This window comes from Acinetobacter sp. GG23 (genome assembly GCF_057766365.1).
Genome location: NZ_JBYMDJ010000006.1, coordinates 94,340 through 110,571, shown reverse-complemented (window position 1 = coordinate 110,571; position 16,232 = coordinate 94,340). Strand labels below are relative to the sequence as shown.

16 protein-coding genes and 1 pseudogene are annotated in these 16,232 nt (G+C 39.1%); 11 read left to right on the top strand and 6 right to left on the bottom strand.

Annotated features, from left to right (window positions below):
* The first annotated feature begins 11 nt into the window (after positions 1–11).
* The gene (locus AC3CAU_RS11170; RefSeq protein WP_131214445.1) at positions 12–749 is read left to right on the top strand and encodes a histidine phosphatase family protein; all 738 of its coding nucleotides are present in this window, start codon (positions 12–14) and stop codon (positions 747–749) included.
* Between the two features lie 422 nt (positions 750–1,171).
* The gene (locus AC3CAU_RS11165) at positions 1,172–3,904 is read left to right on the top strand and encodes a M66 family metalloprotease (protein WP_447052901.1); all 2,733 of its coding nucleotides are present in this window, start codon (positions 1,172–1,174) and stop codon (positions 3,902–3,904) included.
* 70 nt (positions 3,905–3,974) lie between these two features.
* On the opposite strand, the gene AC3CAU_RS11160 is transcribed toward AC3CAU_RS11165, so the two are convergent.
* The gene (locus tag AC3CAU_RS11160) at positions 3,975–4,418 is read right to left on the bottom strand and encodes an META domain-containing protein (RefSeq protein ID WP_447052902.1); all 444 of its coding nucleotides are present in this window, start codon (positions 4,416–4,418) and stop codon (positions 3,975–3,977) included.
* Positions 4,419–4,832: 414 nt separating this feature from the next.
* Complete coding sequence (rpsT, locus tag AC3CAU_RS11155) at positions 4,833–5,099, bottom strand: 30S ribosomal protein S20 (RefSeq protein ID WP_005010321.1); 267 nt, start codon at positions 5,097–5,099, stop codon at positions 4,833–4,835.
* Between the two features lie 215 nt (positions 5,100–5,314).
* On the opposite strand from rpsT, the gene AC3CAU_RS11150 reads away from it, so the two are divergent.
* The 4 genes and pseudogenes from AC3CAU_RS11150 to AC3CAU_RS11135 all read left to right on the top strand — a co-directional run.
* A complete protein-coding gene (locus tag AC3CAU_RS11150) occupies positions 5,315–5,980 on the top strand; it encodes an NAD(P)H-binding protein (protein WP_447052904.1) in 666 nt (221 codons plus the stop codon).
* Between the two features lie 14 nt (positions 5,981–5,994).
* The gene (gene rraA, locus AC3CAU_RS11145) at positions 5,995–6,507 is read left to right on the top strand and encodes a ribonuclease E activity regulator RraA (protein WP_447052905.1); all 513 of its coding nucleotides are present in this window, start codon (positions 5,995–5,997) and stop codon (positions 6,505–6,507) included.
* A gap of 21 nt (positions 6,508–6,528) precedes the next feature.
* Entirely contained in the window at positions 6,529–7,305 is a 777-nt protein-coding gene (locus tag AC3CAU_RS11140; protein WP_447052906.1) for a glutathione S-transferase N-terminal domain-containing protein, read from the top strand.
* Positions 7,306–7,890: 585 nt separating this feature from the next.
* Positions 7,891–8,001, top strand: a pseudogene (locus AC3CAU_RS11135) (IS5/IS1182 family transposase); the annotation flags it as partial.
* Between the two features lie 64 nt (positions 8,002–8,065).
* Here AC3CAU_RS11135 and AC3CAU_RS11130 read toward each other — a convergent pair.
* From AC3CAU_RS11130 to AC3CAU_RS11120, 3 genes are read right to left on the bottom strand one after another with little or no spacing between them, the layout of a single operon-like run.
* Positions 8,066–9,235, bottom strand: coding sequence for a ribosomal protein uL16 3-hydroxylase (locus AC3CAU_RS11130; RefSeq protein ID WP_447052907.1), 1,170 nt, complete (start codon positions 9,233–9,235; stop codon positions 8,066–8,068).
* Positions 9,236–9,250: 15 nt separating this feature from the next.
* Positions 9,251–9,844: a Maf family protein gene (locus tag AC3CAU_RS11125; RefSeq protein WP_447052909.1), complete on the bottom strand. Its 594-nt coding sequence runs from the start codon at positions 9,842–9,844 to the stop codon at positions 9,251–9,253.
* On the bottom strand, positions 9,844–10,227 hold the full coding sequence (locus AC3CAU_RS11120) for a DUF2237 family protein (RefSeq protein ID WP_131214428.1): 384 nt from the start codon (positions 10,225–10,227) through the stop codon (positions 9,844–9,846). Before AC3CAU_RS11120 ends, AC3CAU_RS11125 begins: the two co-directional genes overlap by 1 nt.
* Before the next feature lie 140 nt (positions 10,228–10,367).
* Between AC3CAU_RS11120 and AC3CAU_RS11115 the strand changes: the two genes are divergently transcribed.
* The 4 genes from AC3CAU_RS11115 (at position 10,368) to AC3CAU_RS11100 (ending at position 14,115) form a co-directional block, all read left to right on the top strand.
* The gene (locus AC3CAU_RS11115; protein ID WP_447052910.1) at positions 10,368–11,555 is read left to right on the top strand and encodes a phosphoglycerate kinase; all 1,188 of its coding nucleotides are present in this window, start codon (positions 10,368–10,370) and stop codon (positions 11,553–11,555) included.
* A gap of 167 nt (positions 11,556–11,722) precedes the next feature.
* Positions 11,723–11,995: a hypothetical protein gene (locus AC3CAU_RS11110; protein WP_447052911.1), complete on the top strand. Its 273-nt coding sequence runs from the start codon at positions 11,723–11,725 to the stop codon at positions 11,993–11,995.
* 122 nt (positions 11,996–12,117) lie between these two features.
* The gene (gene fba, locus AC3CAU_RS11105; RefSeq protein WP_131214423.1) at positions 12,118–13,155 is read left to right on the top strand and encodes a class II fructose-bisphosphate aldolase; all 1,038 of its coding nucleotides are present in this window, start codon (positions 12,118–12,120) and stop codon (positions 13,153–13,155) included.
* A gap of 96 nt (positions 13,156–13,251) precedes the next feature.
* Positions 13,252–14,115, top strand: coding sequence for an EamA family transporter (locus tag AC3CAU_RS11100; RefSeq protein WP_447052912.1), 864 nt, complete (start codon positions 13,252–13,254; stop codon positions 14,113–14,115).
* A 311-nt stretch (positions 14,116–14,426) separates the two neighbouring features.
* Here the strand turns inward: AC3CAU_RS11100 and nfsB are convergent, their stop codons facing one another.
* On the bottom strand, positions 14,427–15,080 hold the full coding sequence (nfsB, locus tag AC3CAU_RS11095; protein ID WP_424621074.1) for an oxygen-insensitive NAD(P)H nitroreductase: 654 nt from the start codon (positions 15,078–15,080) through the stop codon (positions 14,427–14,429).
* A 346-nt stretch (positions 15,081–15,426) separates the two neighbouring features.
* Between nfsB and hpaI the strand changes: the two genes are divergently transcribed.
* On the top strand, positions 15,427–16,221 hold the full coding sequence (gene hpaI / locus AC3CAU_RS11090) for a 4-hydroxy-2-oxoheptanedioate aldolase (protein WP_447052913.1): 795 nt from the start codon (positions 15,427–15,429) through the stop codon (positions 16,219–16,221).
* Positions 16,222–16,232: the final 11 nt, after the last annotated feature.

Here is a 16,232-nt window from a genome sequence, read left to right as displayed (position 1 = left end):
TTGGCTGCATCATGGCGTTAGACCTACTCCCTACTAGTATGCTCAAGGCAATTGATTTACTGCCTGATGCAAAGACACCTGTGACTTTATTTACTCGTCATTCTATTCGTGAAGTCGTGGCTGGGCAGGGTTTGGCTGGCTACGATTTACAGTTGACCTCGCAAGGTCGTGATTTGGCACAGGCATGGGGCACATATTTAATTGAAAATACAGACCGAAGTATTCAGCACTGTATTTCAAGTCCCATTCAACGCTGTGTCGATACAGCAGCTTTAATGATTCAAGGGGCTGATTCAAGTACGCTTGCACAAAACACCCATTATATCGAAATTGTTGAGCAAGGCTTGTTGGTTGAGCCGGGAAGTTTTGTACTGGATATTAAGCAGGCAGGCCCATATTTCAGAAAACAAGGTGCTTTGGGTTTTATCAATAGTTTTGTCAATAATGCTTTACCGGGAATGAAACATCCGATTACCGGTGTGGTGGACGTACTGGAACTGATTTATAACACCCATCCTCAAGATCATTTTGGTTTAAGTTTGGCAGTCAGTCACGATACGATTTTAGCAGCCATTATTGCAGTGATTTCTGGGCGTAATACCGTGAGTCAGGAAGACTGGCCGAAAATGATGGAAGGGTTGTTTGTCTGGTTTGAAGGTGATGAGTTTTTAGAATCAAAACTTAAATGGATTTGGCGCGGGAAAGTCAGTGAACTTTCAATTCGAGAATTTCAAAAATTAGAAAAATAAAAGTTTTCATTCTAAAAATAAAAATTTAAATCCCTCAATCACATTGAAAGTCTAGCAATATGGTTTTCTATTCAAAAATGATAAATCGCTTTTATCTTGTACAATTTTAACGATTTGAGCTGGACGAATAATCATTGAATTGAAGTTGGTGTTATATCCACTAATTTTTTAAAAAAGAATTATTCATAACTTTAAATATCTTATAGGTAAATGTTCTAATGCACTCACATTTTGCTGAAAAAACTAAGCATAAACCTTGAAAATACAAATATTTAGTATAATCCTTCACATATTTTTTTATAGTGGGATTAATTATTTTAATATATTATTCATTCCCTTAAGTTATTGATTTAAATAATTTTAATATAGTCACATAGTTTTTCTTTTTGGAGAAACTATTGTGCGATTGGGGTGAAAATGTGATGCAATTACGATTTAAATATTTAACTGTATGTACCTTATCTGTAATGCTTATGGCATGTGGTGGGGGCGGTAGTAATGGGGATAGTACAGATATAGTTCAGGAGGTTGATAATTCATGTGAAAATTATAACCTTCGACTTCCTGTTAATAATAATTATGTTGAACCCTCTAGTGATGTTGTTGATGCAAGTGTTCTTGGTTTTAATGATTGTGAATCAAATGGTCAGCTACGTTTAATCCGTAATGATTTGTCAGGTAATTTCAATGCAATGATTCAGTTTGCACAGAGTCATGTTGTCGATCCAAAAGGTAATGAAGCGAAAAAGAAACCTCGCTTAACCAGTGAAAAGGAAGCTCTTTTACTGGTGACTCCAACCGAGGATATGATTAAGGTAGCTCAGTTGACTGCTGAAATCTATCAGGATAATCGATTACTTAGAACAGTCAACTTGAATGATCCTTCACGGCTTGCGTCGTCAGATCAATCCAATATAGATGATCGACCACGAGTGCAATTTTCAAAACGTGCATGGTCAACAGCATTAACCTGGAATGAGGTTCGTCCGGGTTTATCTATTCGTATTGTTGATCCTGTAAACAATAAAAATGGTGATTTACGTTCAGAAGACATTGATTTTGCAGCACCGGGAGAGTTGGTAGTTCAAAGTATCCGCTTAGGTTTGTTAACTGAGCCACCAAAGTCAACGGGTCATTACATGTTGCTAGAACCTGAGAAAGCAGGAACGGATTATTTCCAGACCATTCCAGCAGCACGCATGATTGTCAGTAAATATGAAGATATGAAACTTGACAAAGTGATGGTAGCAAGTGGAGCTATTTATAACTCAGCGAGTGCAACCACGGGTGATGTGTATAGTGGGGATATGCGTGAAAATACCGCTAAATCTACTTTTAGTGTGGGCATTAACCTTGCAAACTGGGGTGTAACCAGTTCATCTATGCAAAGTCAGGAACAACCCCAAGTAACCCAAAGTGTTGTTATCCATCATGCCAGCGGCAATTATAGCAATGGAGTACAAAGTCATGGGTTAAGCGGTGGTAATGGTATTCTGACTTTATATGATTCAGTTGGAAATGAATTTAGTCATGAGATTGGCCATCATTATGGTTTAGGGCATTACCCAGGTTCTGAGGGAACAAATATGTTCTGGGCTGCACATCATGCTGATAGTGGTTGGGGCTATATTGCCTTTAGAAATAAAATGCGCGGGAATTTAAATTGGGGCACGACCAATTTGGGCAATGGTACAAATGGTGTGCCAAACTTCCTTGGTAAGTATGCATATGGTTGGGATGCCATGTCGGGTGGTGCAACAGCCAGCTCTATTTCACGTTATACCCACTATACTGGATACAGTACACAACAAAAAATTCAGCCTGCGTTTGATCGCGATATTTGGGCTGAAGACTCTGTCACAGGTTATAAAAAGTGGAATCCAACAACTCGAATGATGGAGGTATCGCAACCTAAAGTACCGACGAAATCGAATAATGTTTGGTATAACAGTGCAGATGGAAATTATTTAAAGCCGCGTTTGTTTAGTGTGCCCGTATATACCATTGTGGGTGGATATGATCCCGTCAACCAGTCGGGTTTAATTTATCCTGCTGCACGTGGTAACTGGGGGAATGTGTTTGATTTGCCGCAAGCCAATACAAGCGGTACAGCTGCGGGTTGCTGGTTAAAGGTGCAGTCGGCCAATGGTGTGCAAAATATTGCACTAGCACCACAACGACTGAATCCTAACCTTGATCCCCAGAATTTGGCTGTCGTAAATAAGTTTCATATTAATTTAGCACAAAGTGAGAAACCTCAAGCAGTTGATTTATATTGTCAAAAAGACAATGATCAAGCACTTAAACTTTCCAGTATCAATATTCCTGTGGCTACTGACGCTATGTCACCGTATGTGAGTATTGGACAGGAAGATGGTTATTCCGCTTTAAAACGTGTTGAGATGCCAGAACTGGATCAAGCATTTGTGCAAAATAAGGGCAAGGAAATCGTCAATTTATCACCGACATTTAGACTGCTTTATGATTCTTATCATCGCTTTAAAGATGAGTTATCTTCAGATGCTCAAACTGAAATGGAGCGTTATACCCAGCAACAAATTAAAATTTACCGTTTGAATCGTTGGGTAAATGTTTATTATAACGATCTCAGTAACGGTAAGACTGAAGCCTGGGAAGTGTTTCATAAATTTGTTGATAGTCTTGGCTTGAAGAATGATATTCCATTTGCCAATGCAAGTATGTTAGTCATGCCAAAAATGGGCAATAGCTGTCTTAAAGTCGAGAAGTTTGGTACTGGAATATTGAATGTTTATATGAGTGGGAAAAATGGTTGTACAGGTGAAGCATCGACGTTATGGGTGCATGATGCGATTGGTAAAATTCATAGTCAACAATATCCAAACTTATGTTTAACCAGTTCTAGAACACTTACATCATGTAATAATGATTCGCAAAGTCAAGTGTGGGAAGTCGCTATAAATGGTGATACACAACAACTGCGCCAAGGGAAAAGCTGTTTAGACTTGAGTGGGGGGCGTACACCAAGTGCTGATGGGCGCGGTGAAATTACGATATATGGTTGTGGTGGTGGTAATAACCAGAAATGGAGTATTGTTCCGCAAAGTCACAGTCTAATTTTGGCAATATCGAATGGTAAAAATTTACCCTTAGTATCAAAAATTTTAGCAAAATAGTAATACTGTAAAGTGTTAATTAAATAAAATAAGCCCTCAATTGAGGGCTACTTTATCTCTATTTTGCAATTTATTTAAGGTTTTTAAACTGGATGATCACGCTATTGTTACTATCGAGTAACTTCAATTCATTCTTCGAGGCATCGTAACTTACAACCTGGCTTAATGCTTGTGAGAATTTTTGGGGTAAATTAGTTGCACTTGAACAGGCATTATTTTCTATTGATTTTAGATTTGAAAATTTAATCTGAGTTCCCATAACCGCATAACCTCCCATGAATTGATTACATCCATCGTTACCGCTTACTTCACTATTATCGAATATCAGGGTGGGAACAGCAGACTGGCTCGGATCAGCTTTATAAGCAACTTGATTAATTTCTGTTAACACCCAATTTTTATTTTGCAACTGAGCTAAATTTCGATCGGTAGAGGGATTGGGCATGGATGTACTACAACCCACCACAGTTAAAGAAGTTACTACACTGGTAGCAAGAATAATTTTTCTTAACATTACTTTTCTCCAATTAATTTAACATTGCTTGTATCCAGCCAATTTAATGCTTTAAGATAATTGTGAAGCTGTTAAAACAACTTGTATATTATAAAATTTTCTTAGAATTCATTTGATTATTAACTAATCATCTACAAGAGTTGATCTGAAAATAAACATGTATTACTTTGAGTAAACAGAATATATCCAAGCACATTAATACGAATAAACTTAAATTTACAGTTATGGTGAGAATTATTTATTCATCCTATTTTTATTATATGGAATAATTAAACAGCATCGTAATTACTAGGCTTTTCAATTCATTACAATCTTATCTTTATTATCTAAAGTTCAGCGACTCTATTTTTATCATAAATAATTGAATTTTAGACGTAAAAAAAGCCCTTAACGGGCTTTTTTCAATGCAACAACTTAGTTAGCTAAAGCTTTAACTTGTGCATTCAAACGGCTCTTATGACGAGCAGCTTTGTTTTTATGGATGATGCCTTTATCAGCCATACGGTCAATTACAGGAACCGCAGTTTTATATGCTTCTGAAGCAGCAGCATAATCACCAGCAGCGATTGCAGCTACTGTACGTTTAAGATAAGTACGAACCATAGAACGTAAGCTAGCGTTGTGTTTGCGTGCTTTAACGTTTTGACGAGCACGTTTTTTAGCTTGAGCAGAGTTTGCCACTCGTGCACTCCTTGAATTAGATTGGTCTGGGCGGGCTGAAATTGCAACTGAAAACCTTCATCAGAAGAATTATCACCAGCCCGTAAACAAGTGCCATATTGTGATTAAACTATGTTGTTAAGTCAAGTCTTGACTTGCTTTGACAACATTTTAGATGCATAAAAATTCTAAAGAAACCGTTAGATTAGTAATAACCGATAGAGATTGCTTAAAAAATGACTAAATCAATTAAAAGTGCGATTGTAATTGGAGCAACAGGTTTAGTAGGTCGAGAGCTACTGAAACAACTTAATCGTATAGAAAGTTGCGAGAAAATTACTGCGGTAGTCCGCCGTGAAGATTCAGCACTCAAAAGCTTGGAAAAAGTACAACAGTTCATTCTAGACGATTTTCTTTTGCTGAATGATGAAGACGTTAATGGCTATAGCCATGCGTTCAGCTGTTTAGGTACTACGCTTAAAAAAGCAGGGTCAAAAGAAAATTTTTATAATATCGATTACGAAATAAATGCACATTTTGCCGATTTATTTGAATCGACTCATACGCACTACTTGCTAATCAGTGCGATGGGAGCGAATGCCCAGTCAAATTTTTTCTATAATAGAGTCAAAGGTGAACTTGAAAAGCATATCCGAAGTTTGAATCTTGAACATGTATCAATATTGCGGCCTTCATTATTGTTAGGGGATCGTCCAGAACAACGCAGCCTAGAAGATAGGGGTCAAAAGCTTTATCAGAAATTCTCGCATTTAGTTCCTGATTCATTCAAGTATAAGCCAGTGACAGCCGGGCAAGTGGCTCATACTATGATCGAGGCTGCGCAAACACAAACTGAAAAATTTGAAATTTATGATAATTTACGCATACAAAATTCTAAATGAAGGGGAAATAAAAAGTGTCTAAGGTAGCATTCGTAACTTGTGATTTACTTGATGATCATCCAGATAAAGAGATTCAAGTAGTCACTCCATCCATGGATGGTAAATTTTTTAAAAGCTATGGTGCCCGTAAAAGTTTTGCTGGTCAGGTCGTGACTGTTAAATGTTTTGAAGATAATTCCCGGGTAAAAGAACTGCTTGCAACTGATGGTACGGGTAAAGTGCTGGTGGTTGATGGTGGTGCTTCGATGCGCTGTGCCTTGATGGGCGATATGATTGCAGAGTCAGCAGTTAAAAATCACTGGAATGGAGTGGTGATTTATGGCTGTGTACGTGATGTAGATGCGATTGCTGAATTGGATCTGGGCGTACATGCATTGGCCGCAATTCCACAAAAAAGTAATCGCAAAGGCATTGGCGAGGTAGATTTAACTTTGTATTTTGGTGGGGTAAGCATCAGTTCTGGCGATTATCTCTATGCCGATAACAATGGAATTTTAATTGCACAAGAAGAATTAGTCGATTTATAACGACAATTGCATAAGGATAAAATGGTGAATCATCAAATAAAAGTTGTACAGGCTTTAGCTTCAGCCTTGACTGAAGGTGGACGCGGAGTCAGTGGCACTGCCTTTCCTCAACAGCCTGAAAAACCACTCAAACTTTATGAGTTTGAAGGTTCGCCATTTTGCCGTCGTGTACGTGAAGTAATGACCTTATTAAATCTGGATTATGAGGTTTATCCTTGTCCAAAAGGTGGACAGAAATACCGAAAAATTGTCAAAAAGAAAGGTGGAAAAAAACAATTTCCATTTTTTATTGATGAAAACTCGGGTACGCAAATGTATGAATCTCAAGATATCATCCATTATTTATTTAAGCATTATGGTCGAACTGGAAAAACACCGAAAAAATTTGCGAAATATCCCAAAATTCCTGTAGCTGCCTTTGCGGGAACAATTATTAATGGTGCACGTGGAGTGTGGGTAAATAAAAAAATTACTGATCGTGAAGCGCCTACCCAACTTTTAGAATTATGGGGTTTTGAAGCGAGTCCATTTACACGCATTGTACGTGGTGTTTTAACTGAACTGGAACTTCCATTCATATTCCATAATGTGCCTAAAGAACGCTGGCAAGATATGGGGCCGGCTGTGTTGCGTTTAAAACCCGGGAAATATCAACCCTTGACCGGCGGCAAACGTGAGAAGATTGTTGGAATTATGGGACGTGATATCCAGGTTCCTTATTTAGTTGACCCGAATACAGGCGTGAAAATGTTTGAGTCAGCCGATATTGTTAAATATTTGAAAAAACAATATAGCTAAATGATCAGGACTGTAAAAAAAACAGCTTGATCAGCTGTTTTTTATTTTAATGAATCAATTGTTATTTAGCTTTGGCAATGAGACAAACTGAATCTTAAGGAACATTCAGTTGTGGTATTTTAGCGCCCGCAGGCTCAAGAATACGAGATCATGTAGAAAGTTGCCTGATTCAATCCAAGGTGTTTAGTTTACCGAAGTATTTACCTGAAGATGAAGATATAGACTACAAGGTGATTATCGTAAATGCTATAGAAATTGACATACAAAGGTCTAAAAAATAGAAGAAAAGTTAGAACAGCAAGAAAAAGACCTATACCTTTAAGGTACAGACCATAATTTTTATAAAACCCTGAATATTCTGAGTTGATCTATCCGTCGCTGTGCAGTGTATGATTTCGAGTTATTCAAACGAAATTTAAATCGGATTCCTTTTGCAGATAAAAGTGATCAGAGGATCTATAAATTTATACCAATCTTATGTTGCCCTTAAAAGCCAAAAGGTGCTGTAAATTGGCTCCTGAATTGAAAAACTATAATCGGGAAATCAATAAAAGAAGAACAGGCATTGAGCCTGTATTTAAAAGTCTAAAAACTTTCAGAATACTTGCAGGACCTTATCGCAATAGGGCGAAAAGACTCGGATTGAGATTCAATTTAATAGCTGAACTCTATAAATGGGAGCTGAATAAAAAATGATTTATGAAAGAGGTCTATTCGGAAGTATAAAAAAGGGGAAATCTAATTTCCCCTTTTGTTCGGTTTATTCTTGCTCTGTAGCAGGTAATAGCATCAGAATCGATTCATTTAACAAGTTGACGATGTCTTCCAGCATATCTGGATCATAAAGGTTTTCATCGAGTAATACTGAACTGCCGTCAGCCAATTGCTTTAAAAGTGGTGCAAACGCATCTGAAATACAAATGCCTTCGCCATTGGCCCAGAACAGCAACTTATCTTCATCTTTTGTATAAAGTAGACGTGATGCAGGCTCGAGAATGAGGGAATAGCCTTGATCTAACGCTTCTTCCAAATCTCCTGTACCAATGGCTTCTGCCTCTGGAATGTTTTCAGGATATTTCGGTTCTGACATCAAGCTCATGAGCGCATCTTCAAGCACGGTTGGATTTTGTAATTGTGCTAAAAGTTCTGTTTTTAAATACTCAAGTTCAGCGTGACTGATTTGACCGATCGGGCTGATTTTATCGCGAATAATGTCGGTCAGTGGGTTTTTAAGTAATTGATTATCAGCAAATTTATCACTGACGCGATCCATCATTTCAGCCACATTTGGCATACGGAAACCAAACGAGTAGGTCAGACAGTCATCTTCTGCTACGCCGTAGTGTGATAGACCTGGGGGCACATAGAGTAAGTCACCTGGCGCTAAAACTTCATCAAAATGAACTTCCATCTCTGGCAATAATTTTAATGGTTGGCCTGCAACGAACTCGCTTTCTGCATTACACATTTGCCCTAGCTGCCAGCGACGGTGTCCATGACCCTGTACTAAAAATACATCATAAAAATCAAAATGTTTCCCGACTGAGCCGCCTTTTTGGGCATAGGACACCATGATGTCATCGCGACGCCATTGCGGAATAAATGGAAATTTTTTCCACAGTTCTGCCAAATCAAAAGAGTAATGATCTACAGCTTGAACAAGCAGTGTCCAAAGTTTGGGCATCTTCTGAAAATCAGCTTTGGTTAAAGGTGATGATTTTACAGACCACTGGTTTGGATCTTTATCTTTTTGTTTAATCAGACGGGCATTGATATTTTCATCCAGTGCAAGTTCCATAACATCGTTAGGTTCTAACAGATTCACAATTTCAGGAAGTGCATTACGGACCAGTAAGGGTTTTTTCTGCCAATATTCGGCAAGGAATTGTTCAGCGGTAATTCCGCCTAATACATCTAAAGCTTGAGACATAAATACAGCCTAAAATTAAGGAACTAAAATATTCAATTGACGCAGGATATGGCACAGTTGAATCATTGGCATGCCCATTAGTGTGGTTTGGTCTTGCCCAGTCATTTGTTCAAACAGACTAATCCCCAAGCTTTCGCATTTGAAACTACCGGCGCACATTAAAGGCTGTTCAACTTCAATATAGCGCTCAATTTCAGCAAAACCGAGTTTGCGGAATTTGACCTTGTAATGTTCAACCAGTGTATGTTCAAAGCCGGTAGAAAGCTGTTGTACGCTGAGTGCAGTACTGAAATACACAATTTTGTCAGAATTAGCTTGCAATTGTTTCACTGCTTTTTCCACTGTTAAAGGTTTACCAATAAAAATATCCGGTGCACCTTCACGCCAAGCGACCTGATCAGATCCAATTACAATCGCTTGTGGATATTGTTCTGAAATGGCTTTGGCTTTTTCAAAAGCCAGTCTTTTGGCTAAATCATCCGCATGATTTTCACCACGGGGAGATTCATCAATATCAGGTACGATGCTTTGATAAGCGATGCGAAGGCGGTTCATTAAGTCTTTACGGGTTTGGCTGCTTGAAGCCAAAATAATTTGGGGAGTATTCATTACACTGCATATTCCATCAGCACATCAAGCGGAACATAGGAGAGCACAGCTTGATGGCAAGCTTGAATTTTAATCGGAGGGGCAATACCGGCTTGGTATGCTTCGACCCAGCGGGTTACACAAATACACCAAAAATCACCTGGCTCTAAACCTGGAAAATCGACCTCTGGTAAGGGTGTGATCAAGTCGTTACCTACTTTTTGCGAAAAGTTAAGAAATTCTGCGGTCATCTGTACGCACATTGTATGCTGACCAAGATCTGTTATTGCAGTATGACAAAAGCCATTACGAAAATATCCGGTAATAGGAGCATAGCAACAGCTAGCCAGGGATTCGCCTAAAACGTTTAAACGATTGATATTGGGATCTGGGTGAATAGACATAAGCTCTGAATCATGATGTGGCTTTTGACTATCATAATCAAAACTTTGTCTTTCGACAGCTTTTATGCAAAAGAAGCTAACCTTTTTCTGCATAATCATTTAAAATCGGGCGGTTTTTATATCTATAAAGAGAGCTATACATGAATTTTCAGCGTATGACTGACCTCGATTTAACAGGTAAACGTGTTCTTATTCGTGAAGATTTAAACGTACCTGTAAAAAATGGTGAAATTACAAGTGATGCACGTTTACGCGCTGCACTTCCTACAATTAAAGCAGCGGTAGAAAAAGGCGCTGCGGTAATGGTTTGTTCTCACCTTGGTCGTCCCGTTGAAGGTGAACCTAAACCAGAACAGTCTTTAGCACCTGTTGCTGCTTATTTGACTCAAGCTTTGGGTCAAGAGGTTAAATTGTTTAGCGACTACTTAGAGGGTGTTGAGGTTGCAGCAGGTCAAGTGGTATTGCTTGAAAACGTGCGTTTCAACCCAGGTGAAAAGAAAAACAATCCTGAACTTGCACAAAAATATGCGGCACTTTGCGATGTATTTGTGATGGATGCATTTGGTACGGCGCACCGTGCAGAAGCTTCTACTGAAGGTGTAGCTCGTTATGCAACTGTTGCAGCGGCAGGTCCGTTACTTGCAGCTGAACTAGATGCTTTAGGCCGTGCACTTAAAACACCAGAAAAACCGATGGCTGCCATTGTTGCAGGTTCTAAAGTGTCAACTAAGCTTGACGTATTAACTTCACTTTCAGATATTTGCGATCAAATCATCGTCGGTGGTGGTATTGCCAATACCTTCCTGGCTGCTGCTGGCTACAATGTAGGTAAATCATTATGCGAAAATGATTTGATCGACACAGCCAAAGCCATTGCTGCAAAAGTTTCTGTTCCATTACCAACAGACGTTGTGGTTGCAGATGCAGCTGAAATCGACTTTGCTGATTTCTTGGGTTCACTAGCGAAAGCGAAAGCGGTTGTGAAAAATGTTGCTGATGTCAGCGACAATGACATGATTTTAGACGTTGGTCCAAAAACGGCTAAAGCATTTGCTGAAATTATCAAAACTTCAAAAACGATTCTTTGGAATGGTCCCGTGGGTGTGTTTGAAGTCGATCAATTCGGTGAGGGCACTAAAGCATTGTCTTTAGCGATTGCTGAATCAGCAGGTTTCTCTATCGCGGGTGGTGGCGATACTTTAGCTGCAATCGACAAATATGAAGTGGCTGACAAAATTGGTTATATTTCTACCGGTGGCGGTGCTTTCCTTGAGTTTGTAGAAGGCAAAACACTGCCTGCAGTTGCGGTACTACTTGAACGTGCTTAATCTTTAGATCAGAATTTTTTAAATCAAATTAAGCTATAAAGTAAATATGACAGAAGGTTGACTACAGTCAGCCTTTTGTCATTTTGGGATACATATTTTAGTCATCAAAATGAAATATATCTGCAATAACATTACATTCATTAAATCTCCTGTCCTAGGAAACTCTGATGAACTTGAAATTAACACTTGCAGCACTCCTTATTGCACCTTTAGCTTTAACTGCTTGTGCCAAGAAAGATGAAGCTCCAAAAAATGACGCAGCTGCAACAGCAGCCGTAGAAGAAAAAATTACCCCAGAGCAACAAGCGGCAATCGACTCACTTGACAAACCTGTTCTGGATGAAAAAAATACAGATGTACCTGCGGAAATAGCCAATGCGAATGCAGATGAAGCAACTCCTGTAGCCGAAGCCGCCGCTTCTGAAGCCAGTGCACCTTAAGTTTGTTATGTTTTATTTAAAAGTCTCTGCATAAGCAGGGATTTTTTTTGAAATAGTGTTTTTTATTACTGAATTGAAAGCAATCAGCATGTAGAATATGGGGCATCAACTGGGAGGACATTATGGCACTTATCTCATTGCGCCAGCTCTTGGATCACGCCGGCGAACACAACTACGGCGTACCAGCGTTTAACGTAAACAACTTAGAACAAATGCGCGCAATTATGTTAGCCGCAGACGAAACGAATTCACCTGTTATTGTTCAGGCATCTGCGGGTGCTCGTAAATATGCAGGCGCTCCGTTCTTACGTCATTTAATTTTGGCAGCAATTGAAGAGTGGCCACATATTCCAGTGGTTATGCATCAAGATCATGGTACTGACCCTGATGTATGCCAACGCTCGATCCAGTTGGGCTTTTCATCGGTGATGATGGATGGTTCACTAGGTGCGGACGGTAAAACACCGACAAGTTACGAATATAATGTCGATGTAACGCGTCGCACAGTTCAAATGGCGCACGCTTGCGGTGTTTCAGTTGAAGGTGAAATTGGTTGCCTGGGTAGCCTTGAAACCGGTATGGCGGGTGAAGAAGATGGCGTAGGCGCTGAAGGCGTTCTTGACCATTCTCAACTTTTAACTTCAGTTGAAGAAGCGACTCAATTTGTAGCAGATACCAACGTCGATGCTTTGGCAATTGCAGTCGGTACTTCACACGGTGCGTACAAATTCACACGTCCACCCACAGGTGATATTTTAGCGATTGACCGCATTAAAGAAATTCATGCGGCATTGCCAAATACCCATCTTGTTATGCACGGTTCAAGCTCTGTGCCACAAGAATGGTTGGCTGTGATCAACGAATTCGGCGGCGACATAAAAGAAACTTATGGTGTCCCTGTTGAGCAATTGGTTGAAGCAATCAAACACGGTGTTCGTAAAATTAATATCGACACTGATTTACGTTTGGCTTCTACTGGTGCGATGCGGCGTATGATGGCTGAAAAACCAAGCGAATTCGATCCACGTAAATTCTTCTCTGCGACTGTAGATGCAATGAAGCAAATCTGTGTAGATCGTTACACATCATTTGGTACTGCGGGTCATGCAGACAAGATTCGTCCAATTTCTTTAGAGAAAATGGTGAATCGTTATAAATAATCCTTAAAGATTATCTATAATCAAAAGCCCACATTTGTTGTGGGCTTTTCTGTATTTAACCCTAAATCATTATAAATAACGAAAATAAGGCAAAAGATGGAACTTATATTTGCAGCGGCATGCTGTAGTGTCATCATCTCAATTCTGTTAAAGCTCGCCAAAACCAAAGGTTTTGATGCATTACAAATGATTGTCTGGAACTACGCTTCTGCCAGTCTATTATGCTTTATATGGTTTAAGCCAGATCTGCAGCATATTTCCATGGCAAATACGCCGTGGTGGTTAATTGTTGCATTGGGTGTTTTGCTGCCGAGTATTTTTTTATGCTTAGCAAAATCATTGCAATATGCCGGCATTATTAAAACTGAAATTGCCCAGCGTTTATCTGTGGTTTTATCACTACTGGCAGCATTTTTCATTTTTCAGGAACAGTTTAATACCGTAAAAATCATAGGTATTGCTTTGGGGATTGCGGCGGTAATCAGTATTTTATTTTCACATCAAAAAGCCGAAACAGGGCAAACTTCTTCAAAGCAGGCGATGGGGTATCTTGCCTTGGTCTGGTTTGGCTATGCCTTAATTGATGTGTTACTCAAGTACACCACAGGATTAGGCGTACAGTTTGCTGTCGCCCTAAATTTAATGTTTATCTGTGCCTTTATATTGTCATTGGCTTATATTGCAATTACAACGAAAACCGTGGGTAGCAAAAAGAACATGCTTGCGGGTCTAGGTCTGGGAGTTATAAATTTTGCTAATATTGCACTGTATGTTAAAGCGCACGTTTTATTGAAAGACACACCTGCAATTGTATTTGCAGGTATGAATATTCTTGTGGTTGTATTTGGGGCATTAAGTGGCTTAATTATCTTTAAAGAAAAATTAAAGCTTGCTACCGCGGTGGGTTTGGTTTTAGGTTTGGCTAGTGTGATTAGCCTAGCTTATGCGATAACTGTTTAAATAGGGTTTTTGCAAAAGTCTTCGGGTGCTTAACGATGTCAATGGTGTCGGCAGTCCCTAGCAGTAAGCCAGCCTGATTGCAGTGCGGACATGTCGGGTAAAAAGAAAGCGAATTTTTGAAATATTGATGCATATAAATTTTATTGCAGTGTGTGCATTCAAATTTCATGGGCATTTTAGTTGTAGCAGGGATCATGAGATAAACCACCTTTTATTTTTAGCGCAAATATACCTCAATATTGTTGCAAGAATAAGACCTGAAATGACATGAAAGGGGGCTATAACCCCCTTTTATTGTAATGAAACGTTAATTAAAGCTGAGTGAAAATCTGTTCTTTGTCTAGACGTGATTTTGGTAGTTGGGCATTGAAATCATTTTCACTACGATAACCAAGTGTCAGTAATACCGAAGGGACCAAGCCTTTTTCTGTTAACTGTAATTCATCATTGATGATTTGTTCATCAAATCCACCAATGGGCGTTGCATCAATTCCTTCAATTCCGGCAGCTAACAAAATTTGACCTAAAGCAATAAAGGTTTGATTTTCCGCCCAACGCTGAATATCACCTTTTTCATTGCGATAATAATTGACATAACCGCTACGGCTATCTTTTTGGCCTTGTTTAGCTTTTTCATCTTTAAAACGACCACTGATGTCATCTTGAGCGAGCAAGTTATCTAAATGCTGTTCACTAATATCTGCTTTAGTACAGAACAGAATAGTATGTGAAGAATCTAGAACTTTGGGTGCGTTATAGGCATATTTCCCAACCAATGCTTTGGCAATCCGTTCTTTAGCCGCTTGATTGTCAGCAATAAAAAAATGCCAAGGTTGGATATTGATAGAAGATGGAGTCAAACGTAATATTTCTAATAAACGTGCAATCTGTTCTTTCGGGATTTTTCGAATAGGATCATAGGCTTTGGTGGTATAACGGGTTTTCGAGACGTTTAAAAGATCCATGAATGATTACTCCACTTATAAATTATGTCTGTCATTTTACCTGAAGCGTTATCCAAATGGTTTATAACACATGGGTCTGGCTTTAGACTTTGGCATGATAAAAAAGTAATTATAGTAAATAGCATGCTTTACTCAATTTATTACACTTTATATAAAGCAGTATGGGTATCTTGTTTAGCTTAAGTTTCAAGTGTGATCCATGATTTTATAAAATAAAGGATGAGTATTTTTCAATAAATTAAAAGTTTTAGCAGATCAAGAAATATGTTTTCGATATTGGTACTTTTAGAAAAATGGCGTTTAATCAATATTAAGTAAAATGTATGACCATTCCGAGAGCAGGCGTATGGAATTTAGCAATCACTTTAAAAGAAAACTAAAAACCCAACAGCAAATTGGGTTATGGGTTGGTTTGGCAGATGCTTACGCTACAGAAATTGCAGCCAATGTCGGATACGACTGGTTGCTGATTGATGGGGAACATGCGCCAAGTGATTTAAGAACCACACTTTCTCAATTACAAAGTATCGCAGCATACCCATCTCAGGCAGTGGTACGTCCACCCATTGGCAGCGTACAACTGATTAAACAGTTGTTGGATATTGGCGCACAAACCTTACTGATTCCGATGGTGGAAACGGTTGAACAAGCAGAACTGATGGTGAAAGCAGTCCGTTATCCGCCTGAGGGCATTCGTGGTGTAGGTGCAGCTTTGGCACGTGCGACGCGTTGGAACAGTATTCCGAATTACTACGAGACAGCCCATGAAAATATTTGCCTGTTGATTCAGATTGAATCAGTCAAAGGTCTTGAAAACCTAGACGATATTTTAAAGGTGGATGGTATTGATGGGGTATTTATTGGTGCTGTTGATTTGTCTGCAACCATGGGCTATCAAGGCAATCCAAACCATCCGGAAGTGCAAAAAGCAGTAGTTGATGCGGTTCAGCGTATTCGTGCAGCAGATAAGGCCGCGGGGATCTTATCAACACAGCATGAAGCCACGCAGCAATATTTGGAACTTGGTACAGAGTTCGTAGCAATAGGGGTTGATACCAGTGTGTTGATGAATTCACTTCGTGAACTTTTGACCAAATATAAAAATGGGGTAGATGTACCTAAGGTCTCGGATGGGTATTAATTTAAATAATG

Bases quoted from the DNA above. Each gene is read 5' to 3' on its own strand.
- AC3CAU_RS11160 (WP_447052902.1), bottom strand. From the start codon at position 4,418: ATGTTAAGAAAAATTATTCTTGCTACCAGTGTAGTAACTTCTTTAACT.
- AC3CAU_RS11100 (WP_447052912.1), top strand. From the start codon at position 13,252: ATGGAACTTATATTTGCAGCGGCATGCTGTAGTGTCATCATCTCAATT.
- AC3CAU_RS11150 (WP_447052904.1), top strand. From the start codon at position 5,315: ATGACTAAATCAATTAAAAGTGCGATTGTAATTGGAGCAACAGGTTTA.
- fba (WP_131214423.1), top strand. From the start codon at position 12,118: ATGGCACTTATCTCATTGCGCCAGCTCTTGGATCACGCCGGCGAACAC.
- AC3CAU_RS11165 (WP_447052901.1), top strand. From the start codon at position 1,172: ATGCAATTACGATTTAAATATTTAACTGTATGTACCTTATCTGTAATG.
- nfsB (WP_424621074.1), bottom strand. From the start codon at position 15,080: ATGGATCTTTTAAACGTCTCGAAAACCCGTTATACCACCAAAGCCTAT.
- AC3CAU_RS11170 (WP_131214445.1), top strand. From the start codon at position 12: ATGGCGTTAGACCTACTCCCTACTAGTATGCTCAAGGCAATTGATTTA.
- AC3CAU_RS11130 (WP_447052907.1), bottom strand. From the start codon at position 9,235: ATGTCTCAAGCTTTAGATGTATTAGGCGGAATTACCGCTGAACAATTC.
- AC3CAU_RS11125 (WP_447052909.1), bottom strand. From the start codon at position 9,844: ATGAATACTCCCCAAATTATTTTGGCTTCAAGCAGCCAAACCCGTAAA.
- AC3CAU_RS11115 (WP_447052910.1), top strand. From the start codon at position 10,368: ATGAATTTTCAGCGTATGACTGACCTCGATTTAACAGGTAAACGTGTT.
- AC3CAU_RS11140 (WP_447052906.1), top strand. From the start codon at position 6,529: ATGGTGAATCATCAAATAAAAGTTGTACAGGCTTTAGCTTCAGCCTTG.
- hpaI (WP_447052913.1), top strand. From the start codon at position 15,427: ATGGAATTTAGCAATCACTTTAAAAGAAAACTAAAAACCCAACAGCAA.
- AC3CAU_RS11110 (WP_447052911.1), top strand. From the start codon at position 11,723: ATGAACTTGAAATTAACACTTGCAGCACTCCTTATTGCACCTTTAGCT.
- AC3CAU_RS11120 (WP_131214428.1), bottom strand. From the start codon at position 10,227: ATGTCTATTCACCCAGATCCCAATATCAATCGTTTAAACGTTTTAGGC.